The sequence below is a fragment of the Nocardia vaccinii NBRC 15922 genome (assembly GCF_001613305.1).
GTDB lineage: Bacteria > Actinomycetota > Actinomycetes > Mycobacteriales > Mycobacteriaceae > Nocardia > Nocardia vaccinii.
Window position 1 is genome coordinate 21362 of the sequence record NZ_BDCC01000091.1, and the last position, 10862, is coordinate 32223.

The window sequence follows — 10862 nt, forward strand, 5'->3', positions numbered from 1 at the left end:
ATGCCGTCTGTCACGCCACCGGTCACCACGACGGACCGGGTCATTGATTTCCGGTCCGTTGTCCGCCCGGGTGACTTCGTCGTCTGGGGGCAATCTTGCGCGGAACCGACGACATTGACCGAGTTGTTGCTCGCGCAACGGGCAGACCTCGGTGGGATCACCTGCTTCATCGGCATCCCCGCAGCGGACACCGTGAAGCCCGAACACGCCGACCATGTTCGATTCGTCAGCTACTGCGGGACAGGCACAAATCGCCGACTGGCTGCGGATGGAGCACTGGAGGTCTACCCCGGTCACTACTCCACCTTGCCCGAATTCGTGTCGAATGCGGATGTGGTGTTGGTGCAATGCGCGCCGCCGGACGCGCACGGGCGTCACAGTCTCGGGTTGGCTGATGACTACCTCACCGCTGCCATCGACAACGCACGGGTTGTGATCGCCGAGGTCAACGAGCGTATGCCCGCTACGCCCGGGGCGCGGTATCTGACCACGAGTGACATCGACATCGTCGTGCCGACAGCGAGGCCCGTTGCGGAGAGCCCGGCCGCACCGGTCACGCCGGAAATGGCGGCCATCGGTTCTCATGTTGCTGCACTCGTACCCGACGGTGCCACTCTGCAGTTCGGCATCGGGAGTGTCCCGGAGGCGGTGCTCGGTGCTCTCGGCATCCGCAATGATCTGGGCATCCATTCAGGGATCCTGACCGACGCCGCTGTCGATCTGATGGACAAGGGCGTGGTCACCAACGCGCGAAAGACGACCGATCGCGACATCGCCGTCGCGGCGGTGCTCATCGGAACGGAACGGCTGTTCGACTACGTACATCTCAACCCGGCGGTGTCCCTGCGTCCGATCCCATACACCCATGACCCCGAACGCCTCGCGGCGCAACATCGGTTCGTGGCTATCAACTCCGCAATCGAGGTCGATCTCACCGGACAGGTGAATTCGGAAGTCGCCGGTGGGCGATACGTCGGAGCAGTTGGCGGCGGGGGTGAGTTCCTGCGCGCGGCCGCACGATCTGAGGGGGGTGTGCCGATCATCGCGTTGCCCGCCACAGCAGGCCCTCGCAGTCGCATCGTCGACCGGTTGTCGGGTCCTGTGAGCATCGCGCGCAGTGATGCGGGCGTCGTAGTCACCGAGTTCGGTGTCGCTGATCTGCGGGGCCTGCCCTTGTCGGAGCGGCGTGAGCGAATGATCGCGATCGCACACCCGGATCATCGCGAGGCACTGCGGGCCGAGGCAGGCCGATGGTAGCAGCGGGGTAACCAGTCCTCACTGGAAAGTGCAGCGACACAAGAGAAATCAGCATCTAGGTGGTGGAATTCATGAAAAGAGCGGCGATCGTCAGTCCGCTGCGCACACCGGTGGGGACCTTCGGCGGCACTTTACGTCCCGTGCCCGCCGAGGACCTCGCAGCACACATCATCAAGGCCGTGGTCGAGCGATCGGCAATCGATCCGACACGCATCGATGATGTTTCGTTCGCGCAGTCGTACACCAATTCCGAAGCACCCTGCATCGGGCGGTGGGCGGCACTGGCAGCGGGCCTGCCGATCGAGGTGCCAGGGTTCCAGATCGACCGCCGTTGTGGCGGCGGCCTGCAAGCCGTGGTCACAGCGGCAATGATGGTCCAGACCGGTGCCGCGGACGTGGTGTTGGCCGGCGGGGTCGAAAGTATGAGCAACATCGAGTACTACACCCAGGACATGCGATGGGGCTCTCGCTCGGGGAACGTCGCACTCTACGACCGTCTGGACCGCGGCCGTGAACGTTCGCAGCCTGAAGAGCGTTTCGGCCGCATCAGCGGCATGATCGAAACCGCTGAGAACTTGGCCGAGCGTTTCTCCATCACCCGCGATGCAGCCGACGAATTCGCCGCATCCAGTCACCGAAAAGCCTCGGCTGCATGGGAATCCGGCAAGTTCGCCGACGAGGTAGTTCCCGTCACGGTTCCGCAGCGCAAAGGCGAGCCCCTGGACTTCGAGCGCGACGAAGGCATCCGGCCGGACACGACGCCGCAATCGCTGGCACGGCTGCGCACCATCATGCGCGATGGCACGGTGACCGCAGGCAACTCCAGTCAGCAGAACGACGCGGCAGCGGCATGCCTGGTCGTCGCCGAAGACAAACTGGATGAACTCGGAGTCGAACCACTGGGATTCCTGGTCGGCTGGGCGGCAGCGGGATGCGAGCCCAGCGAAATGGGGATAGGTCCGGTACCGGCGGTCGCGAAGCTGTTCCAGCGCACCGGGCACACCTTCGACGATGTCGATCTCGTCGAGCTCAATGAGGCATTTGCAGTGCAGGTCCTCGCCGTTCTGAAGGGCTGGGGTTTCGACGACCAGGAGCGGCTGAACGTCAACGGTTCCGGAATCTCGTTGGGGCACCCCATCGGGGCGACCGGTGTCCGCATTCTCACCACCATGCTGCACGAATTACGCAGGCGCGGTGGCCGATACGCCTTGGAGTCGATGTGTATCGGCGGCGGCCAGGGCCTGGCAGCACTTCTCGAGGCACCCTGATGACGATCTACGGAATCACCTCCTACGGAACCTATCTACCCGCCCATCGGATTTCGCTCGCCGAAATAGGCACGGCATTGAATGCCAACGCGGGCAAAGGATTCCGTATAGCCGGGTCATTCGACGAAGACAGCACGACGATGGGAGTCGCAGCTGCGGCGACCGCCCTGGAGCACAGCTCCGCGCCGAGCGGACTGTACTTTGCGACCACCACGCCCGCGTATGCCGATAAAGCCAACGCGGCTGCGATCCATGCAGCCCTCGGCCTCCCGGCGGAAGTCTTCAGCGCGGATCTGGCCGGCTCGGCTCGCAGCGGGATCGCGGCACTGTTGACAGCTGCGGAGGCTGGGGGCCTGGCCGTGCTGTCGGACCTGCGAATCGGGCGCCCAGGCTCTGCTGACGAACGCAGCGGGGGAGATGGCGCGGCCGCATTCGTATTCGGCCCCGATGCGATTGCCGAGATAGTCGGTCGCGTGGCTCTCACCGAGGAGTTCCTCGATCGCTGGCGGGACCCCCGTGCCGTGACCGGGGAGCAGTGGGAGGAACGGTTCGGCATCGAGCAATATCAGCCACTGGTCCGGCGCGCGGTTGCAGCGGTGCTGGATGAGTGTGGGCTCACCGAAGCGGACCATGTGGTGCTCGTATCGCCCAACCTCACCTTCGCAAAGCGCGCGGCGAAACTCGTAGCCGGCAAGTTGTCCACACGAAACTCGCCTATCGGGCATGCCGGTACCGCGGATGCCGGCATCGCTCTGGCAGCCGCGCTCGACATCGCGGAGCCCGGCGAGACGATTCTGGTGATCTCCGCGGCCGATGGCTGCGATGCCGTTCTGTTTCGGGCTACCGACCGCTTGCCGCAAGCACGTCAATCCGTGCCGGTGGCAACACAGGTCGACCAAGGTCTTCCTGTCCCGTACTCGACATACCTGATTTGGCGAGGTTTTCTCGACCGGGAGCCACCACGCCGACCGGAGCCCGACCGCGTCGCCGCGCCACCCTCGGCGCGAGCGACACGGTGGAAGTTCGGTCTGACCGGTAGCACGTGTGGCTCCTGCGGCATGGTGCACCTGCCGCCCGCCCGAGTCTGCAAGCGCTGTAGCGCGATCGACGGTATGACCGGGATTTCCATGGCTCATCGCGAGGGCACGGTGACCACCTTCACCGTCGACCGACTCGCGTACTCGCCGGCTCCACCGGTAGTGGAGGCGGTTGTCGACTTCGACGGTGGTGGGCGCTACGCCTTGGAGGTCGCCGATGGTGCTGCTGATCAGCTGGCAGTGGGATCCCGTGTCCGGACCACGTTCCGCCGACTGCACAGCGCCGCTGGTGTGCACAACTACTTCTGGAAGGCGCAACTGCTATGAGCAGCAACGGAATCCGTGACAAGGTCGCAATCGTAGCCATGGGCTGTACCCGCTTCGGTGAGCGATGGGAGAGCTCCGCCGACGACCTGCTGGTCGAAGCGATGGACGAATGTTTCTCCGAGAACCCGAAAATCGCTCGTTCCGATATCGATGCCTACTGGCTCGGTACGCTCGGTACCGGGCAGAGCGGGCTGACCGTCAGCAGGCCGCTCGGGCTGCAGAACACTCCGGTGACACGGGTCGAAAACTATTGTGCCAGTGGATCGGAAGCATTTCGCAATGCTTGTTATGCAGTCGCCTCCGGCGCCTACGATCGGGTCGTCGCAATCGGTGTGGAGAAGCTCAAGGACTCCGGCTATTCCGGGCTCCTGCGCGGCGATCCGCCGAGTGACGGCACGGCCTCGGAGCTGTCTTTGACCGCGCCTGCAGCGTTTTCCCTGCTGGATCCGGCCTACTGCACCAAATACGGAGTGGATCCGGCCGCGATGCGCGAAGCCATGACGCACGTTGCCTGGAAGAACCATCGCAACGGTGCGCTGAATCCCAAGGCGCAGTTTCGTTCGGAAGTTGCCAAGGAGAAGATCATCGGTGCCCCACTGGTCGCTGGGCGGCTGGGGGTCTTCGATTGCTCGGGGGTTTCCGATGGTGCGGCATGTGCGGTGATCGTCCGTGCCGAGGACGCGCTGAACTACACCGATACGCCCATCTACGTCAAAGGGCTGTCGCTGACCGCCGGGCCTGGCCGCGGAGCTGTCGATCCGGACTACGATTTCACGACGTTTCCCGAGGTGGTCGCAAGCGCAGCGGATGCCTACGCCCAGGCGGGCATCACCGACCCGAGTACCGAGATCTCCTTCGCCGAGGTGCACGACTGCTTCACGCCGACCGAATTGGTCCTGATGGAGGATCTCGGATTCACCGCCCGCGGCACGGCATGGAAGGACAGTGTGTCCGGGGCGTTCGATCTCGACGGTCGGCTGCCGGTGAACCCGGACGGCGGTTTGAAGTCGTTCGGCCATCCTGTCGGGGCGAGTGGTTTGCGCATGCTGTACGAATGCTGGCTGCAGTTCCGGGGCGAGGCCGGCGATCGGCAGCTGCCTAGTCCGCGAAAAGCGTTGACGCACAATCTCGGTGGTCGCCCGGGGTCCTGCGTGTCCTTCGTCTCCGTGGTCGGTGCCGAGCGCGGCTGACGTTGCTGTCCAGCGGGCGAGGCTTGACCTTCGCCAGTTCTGAATTTACATTAAATTCGAAAATGGAGGTTGTCTTGATCGATTACCAGGTGGTCGATAGTGTCGCGCGGGTCAGGTTGGATCGGCCTGCGGCACGCAACGCGATGAACAAGGCGATGGGTGAGTCACTGCTCGAGGTGGCGACGCGGATTGCGAACGATGACCACCTGCGGGCAGTGCTGATTACTGGCAACGGCCCGGTGTTCAGCGTCGGTGGTGATATCGGTGCTTTCGCTGACGGTGCGACCGATCTGCCGGACACCCTCACGCGGATGGCTGTGCTCATGCACGAGGCGATGAGACTCCTTGCTCGCGTGGACTTTCCAATTGTCACAGCCGTCCACGGCGCGTGTGCAGGCGGCGCGCTCGGTTTGGTCTACCCGGCCGACATCACCATCGCCGCCGAAGGTACCAAGTTCGCGACCGGCTTCGGCCGCATCGGCATCACCGCGGATTCCGGGAATACCTGGTACCTCCCGAAGTTCATCGGGATCCGGCGGGCCAGCGAGATGCTTTTCGAGGATCGAGTCATCGACGCCGACACCGCGGTCGACTGGGGCCTGGTCAACCGAGTCGTACCGGTCGAGCAGCTTCAGGCTGAGGCCGAGGCGACCGTCGGAAGGCTCGCGGCTGGAGCGACACGTGGGTACGGCGAGATGCGTCGTCTGTTGCACAGCTCCTGGACCTCCACTCTGGACAACGCACTGTCTGAGGAAACCGCAGCACTGCGTCGTATCGGCCGAACAACCGACGCGAGCGATGCCATCGCGAGCTTCCTCGCAAAACAGCAGCCAACCTTTACTGGGAAGTGAGAAAACCATTGTCCGCCTTCATTATCGACTCAGAGGAACACGCCCTGCTGCGTGAAAGCGTCAGCAAGTTCGCAGCAAAGTACGGGCAGCAGTACTTCCTCGAGCGTTCTCGTGCCGGGGAAAAGGTCGACGAGCTGTGGACCGACCTCGGCCAAGCAGGGCTGCTCGGTGTCCACCTGCCTGAGGAATATGGTGGCGGCGGGGCCGGGATGTCGGAGATGCTCATTGTCATCGAGGAACTGGCCTCGCACGGATTTCCGCTCCTGCTCGCAGTGGTCTCGCCCGCGATCTGTGGATCGATCCTGGCCGCGCACGGTTCGGACCAGATGAAGTCCGAATGGCTGCCCGGATTGGCCGACGGCAGCCGAAAGATGGCCTTCGGCCTCACCGAGCCCGATGCCGGATCCAACAGTCACAACGTGAGTACGACCGCGCGCCGTGACGGTGATGACTGGATCATTTCCGGTAGCAAATACTTCATCTCGGCGATCGATGAGTGTGAAGCCATCCTACTGATCACGCGCGACCCGGACTTCGTTGGGAAATCGAGGTCGCCGCTGTCGATGTTCGTGGTGCCGACCGATATGCCGGGCGTGACATTGCAGAATCTGCCGACCGCTGTCGTCTCGCCCGACCACCAGTTCACCGTCTTCTTCGACGAGGTCCGGGTCGGTCCCGAAGCGCTGATCGGAGCCGCCGGCAACGGCCTGCGGCAGGTGTTCGCGGGCTTGAATCCGGAACGGATCCTCGCCTCCGGGATCAGCACCGGAATCGGTCGGTATGCCGTGTCCAAGGCCGTGGCCTACGCGCAGAACCGCCAGGTGTGGTCGGTTCCGATCGGCGCTCACCAGGGTGTTTCCCACCCGCTGGCCGAGGCTCACATCGCGGTCGAACTCGCCCGTATGGCGGCCTACCGCGCTGCTGAACTGTTCGATTCCGGCCTGCCCGCGGCGGAGGCGGCCAACATCGCGAAGTTCACCGCTGCCGACGCTTCACTGAAGGCACTGGATCAGGCCATCCAGACTCACGGTGGCAATGGTCTGGCGTTGGAATACGGGTTGGCTGAACTGTGGTTCTCCGCCCGCTTGCTCAAGACCGCGCCGGTGAGCCGCGAGATGGTACTCAATTTCGTCGCGCAGACCAGCCTCGAACTGCCCGCCTCGTACTGAGCCGAGCACAAAAGTCAAGGGAGACAACACTAATGCCCGGAGTAACAGATCGAGTCATTGCTATCACGGGTGCCGGTGGCGGGCTCGGCCGTGAATACGCGTTGCTGCTGGCCAAGGAGGGGGCGCTGGTCGTGGTGAACGATCTCGGTGGTGCCAGAGATGGAACCGGAGCCGGTTCCTCCATGGCCGACGAGGTTGTTCGGGAGATCCGTGAGGCCGGTGGCACCGCGGTGGCCAACTACGACAACATCGCCACTGAAGACGGCGCGGCCAACCTCGTCAGAACCGCCATTGATTCCTTCGGTGCCATCCACGGCGTGGTCAACAATGCCGGCATTCTGCGTGACGGTTCCTTCGGGAAGATGACCGCCGACAACTGGGAATCCGTGCAGAAGGTGCACCTCTGGGGCGGGTATTACGTCACACGTGCGGCTTGGCCGCACTTCCGGGAACAGAATCACGGTCGCATCGTGATGGCTTCCTCGACCTCCGGACTGTTCGGTAACTTCGGGCAGGCGAACTATGGAGCGGCCAAGCTGGGCCTGGTGGGCCTGGTCAACACTCTCGCGATCGAAGGAGCCAGGGCCAATATCCTGGCCAATGCCATCGCTCCGATGGCCGCGACCCGTATGACCGAGGACATCGCGCCCAAGGAACTGCTCGACAAGTTGCCACCAGCACATGTTGCAGGTGTGGTCGGGTATCTGGTGAGCGACGAATGCCAGGACACCGCAACGGTTGTCGTCGCCGGTGGCGGTCAGGTGTACCGCGTGCAGCAGTTCCAGAACAAGGGCGCTGTGTTCGCGACTCCGCCGAGCATCGACGAGGTTGGGGCGCAATGGAGCCGCATCACCGACATGTCGGGCGCAGAGCCCGGCGCCAACCCGCTCGGCTGAAAGAAGGACAAAATATGACCGAAAACAATTGGGACGCATTGGTTATCGGTGCCGGCGCCGGCGGACTGTTCACGGCCGCCCGGCTGTCGCACCTGGGTTACAAGACCCTTGTCGTCGAGAGGCTGGACAAGGTGGGCGGCCGGGCATCCACCGATGACGTCGAGGGCTTCAAGGTGAACAACGGTGCCATCGTCATCGAACTCGGCGGAATCACCGAGGAAACGTTCGACGAGGTCGGCGCGAAGTTCGACATCCGTATGCCGGAGCCGCCCATTCTGTACCGCATCGGCGGCAAGGATGTCGACGTCACCGGCGGGGGCTGGGGGTTCCTGCTCTCGAAGCTGACCCGTCAGGGAGCGAAGCTGGCCAAGGGAATCGGCGCTGCGCGCAACGACAGTGGCCTGCCCGAGGATGAGCTCTCGACAGCCGACTGGGTCGCGAAGTACACGAAGAACGAATCCGTGCACGGCATCTTCCGCAACATGTGCGGATCGGTCTTCGCCGTCGGCTCCGAGGAACTTCCCGCTCGGGTGTTCCTGACCTATTTCACCCGCAAGAGCGCGTTCAAGAAGTTCGGTTTTTGCCCCGAGGGAACCATCGGCATCTGGAAGGCGCTGGCCGAGGTGGTCGAGAACAACGGGGGCGAGATCTGGCTCGGAAGCGAGGTGACCGCGCTGACCCAGGATCAGGGACGTATCACCGGTGCGACCATCGTCCGTGGCGGCGAGAACGTTGAGGTGAGGCCTCGGTTCACGATCAGCAACGTTGGCCCGTTCGCGACTCTGGACCTGGTCGGGCGTGAGAAGTTGCCGGACGAGTACGTCGCCGAAGTGGACAAGGCCGATCGCCCCTGCGGCATGATCTCGGTGAACTTCGCCAGCCGGACGCCGCTGCTCGATAACCCCGGTCTGACCAGCTTTGCGCAGAGCCGTCGGCTTTGCTACGTCGCCAACTTCACGGCGTTGTGCCCGGAAATGGCACCTGAGGGATGGCATCTGTATCAGGGCACCGCAGTTCCGAAGCCCTCGGTCGGTGATTTCGATGAGCAAGCCGAGACCCGGTTGCTCCTGGAAGATCTGCGCGACGAGGTTCCGGGCTTCGAAGACGCCCGAATCCTGTCCATCAACGTGACCCGCGACCAGTGGCCTCCGCAGCGCGCTGTCGCCGGCTACGACCTGCCGCACACAACGCCGATCCCGAATCTGTGGAATGTCGGCGACGCAGTCAAGGAGTACGCCAACGGCGGTACGACCGCCTGTGCGGAGACCGCCAAGATCATCGTGGACAAGATCCGCGACCAGTATCCGGTAACGGCCGGATAGGCCGTCGCCTCGGTACGGGGGCTCGCCCGAGACCATCAGCTGGATAGCCTCGGCTGTAACCAATTGACATACAACCGAATAGGCTGCCCGCGTCGGTCCTCGGCGTGCGCGGCCTGTTCGTTGTTGTCCGTAGGGCGGCCTGATCGCATCAGTTGGGCTGGACGGCCCGCCTACCTTCAGAATATAATCTAATATAAATTATAACGGCGCGTCGAGTGAGAGGTGAGCGAGTTGTCCGAGGAAAGGCTTGTCGTAGTCGGAGCGTCCCTTGCCGGGCTGCGCGCCGTGGAGGCTGCTCGGAAAGCGGGCTTCGAGGGAGGTATCACGCTCATCGGGGCCGAACATCATCTCCCGTACGACCGGCCGCCGTTGTCCAAGGCGTACCTGGAGCAGCTGTCGGCGGGGGAGGAGCCCGAGTCGACGGTCTTCCGGTCTGCGGATGTTCTCCGTGACGAACTCGGCGTTGATCTTGTGCTGGGTGCGCCCGCGACGGGATTGGACACTATTCGCAAGCATGTGCTCGTCGGCGAGCAGACCGTGGACTACGACGCGCTGGTCATCGCCACGGGAGCCGAAGCGCGCACATTGCCCGGCTCTGCCGGATTGGCTGGAGTGCACACGCTTCGCACACTGGACGATGCGGTCGCGGTTCGCGGCGCCCTCGAGGCAGGTGCGCGCACCGTGGTGGTGGGGGCGGGGTTCATCGGTTCGGAGGTTGCGGCGGGTGCCCGTAAACGTGGTCTGGACGTCACCGTGCTCGAAGCATTGCCGACGCCGCTGGTTCGCGCTATCGGTGAGCGGATGGGTGCGGCCTGTGCGGCGCTGCACGAGCGCAACGGCACGCGGCTGCTCTGCGGTGTCGGTGTCAATGGCCTGGAAGGGAACGGGCGGGTCGAACGTGTGACACTCACCGACGGTACTTCCATCGAAGCCGATCTTGTCGTCGTGGGCATCGGGGCGAGTCCCGCGACGGGTTGGCTCGCGGGCTCCGGGCTCCAATTGGACAACGGAATCGTCTGCGACGAGACGCTGTGCACGGGGGCTGACCGGGTCTACGCCGCCGGCGACGTCGCTCGATGGCGTAACCCGCTGTTCGAGCGGCTGATGCGACTGGAACACTGGACGAGCGCCGCGGAACAAGGCGCCCTCGCCGCCCGCAACGCGCTCGATCCCGAAGCGGCGAAGCCGTACCAGACCGTGCCGTACTTCTGGTCCGATTGGTACGACAGCCGTATTCAATTCGTCGGCGTCCCGACCGCGGACGAGATCGAAATCGTAGACGGCGACCCCGAGACCGACGGACGGTGGGTCGCGCTCTACAGGGAAGGGGAACGACTCTGCGGCGCCCTGACGCTCAACGGCCAGAATGTGATCATGAAGTACCGCGGATTGCTCATGCGAAAGGCTGGTTGGGGCGAGGCCCTCGCATTCGCGGCCGCGCGGCGCGGCACCCCGGTCGCGGGCGCGTAAATCCATCCGATCACCTACGAGCGCGGCTGACCGCCGCTGCACGATATTCGCCGAAACGAGGGTGATCCCGATCTG

The 10862-nt window shown here is 63.9% G+C and carries 9 protein-coding genes; all 9 read left to right on the forward strand.

All coding sequences use genetic code 11. The annotated features are described in order from the left end of the window. The 9 genes from NV1_RS40130 (at position 1) to NV1_RS40170 (ending at position 10787) form a co-directional block, all read left to right on the forward strand. Positions 1–1257 carry an acetyl-CoA hydrolase/transferase C-terminal domain-containing protein gene (locus NV1_RS40130; protein ID WP_067904405.1) on the forward strand — a complete coding sequence of 419 codons (1257 nt, stop codon included), beginning with the start codon at positions 1–3 and terminating at the stop codon, positions 1255–1257. 71 nt (positions 1258–1328) lie between these two features. Beyond that, entirely contained in the window at positions 1329–2525 is a 1197-nt protein-coding gene (locus NV1_RS40135) for an acetyl-CoA C-acetyltransferase (protein WP_067904438.1), read from the forward strand. Continuing rightward, positions 2525–3889 carry an OB-fold domain-containing protein gene (locus NV1_RS40140; RefSeq protein WP_067904408.1) on the forward strand — a complete coding sequence of 455 codons (1365 nt, stop codon included), beginning with the start codon at positions 2525–2527 and terminating at the stop codon, positions 3887–3889. Before NV1_RS40135 ends, NV1_RS40140 begins: the two co-directional genes overlap by 1 nt. Further along, on the forward strand, positions 3886–5079 hold the full coding sequence (locus NV1_RS40145) for an acetyl-CoA acetyltransferase (protein WP_067904410.1): 1194 nt from the start codon (positions 3886–3888) through the stop codon (positions 5077–5079). The genes NV1_RS40140 and NV1_RS40145 overlap by 4 nt, the downstream gene beginning before the upstream one ends. Before the next feature lie 74 nt (positions 5080–5153). Beyond that, positions 5154–5930, forward strand: coding sequence for an enoyl-CoA hydratase/isomerase family protein (locus tag NV1_RS40150; protein WP_169813544.1), 777 nt, complete (start codon positions 5154–5156; stop codon positions 5928–5930). Between the two features lie 8 nt (positions 5931–5938). Next, a complete protein-coding gene (locus tag NV1_RS40155; RefSeq protein WP_067904450.1) occupies positions 5939–7099 on the forward strand; it encodes an acyl-CoA dehydrogenase family protein in 1161 nt (386 codons plus the stop codon). A gap of 32 nt (positions 7100–7131) precedes the next feature. Continuing rightward, positions 7132–7995, forward strand: a complete 864-nt coding sequence (locus tag NV1_RS40160) for an SDR family oxidoreductase (protein WP_067904417.1) — start codon at positions 7132–7134, stop codon at positions 7993–7995. Between the two features lie 14 nt (positions 7996–8009). After that, positions 8010–9317 (forward strand): phytoene desaturase family protein, encoded by a 1308-nt coding sequence (locus NV1_RS40165; protein WP_067904420.1) that lies wholly within the window; start codon positions 8010–8012, stop codon positions 9315–9317. Positions 9318–9548: 231 nt separating this feature from the next. Then, a complete protein-coding gene (locus tag NV1_RS40170) occupies positions 9549–10787 on the forward strand; it encodes an NAD(P)/FAD-dependent oxidoreductase (protein WP_067904453.1) in 1239 nt (412 codons plus the stop codon). Positions 10788–10862: the final 75 nt, after the last annotated feature.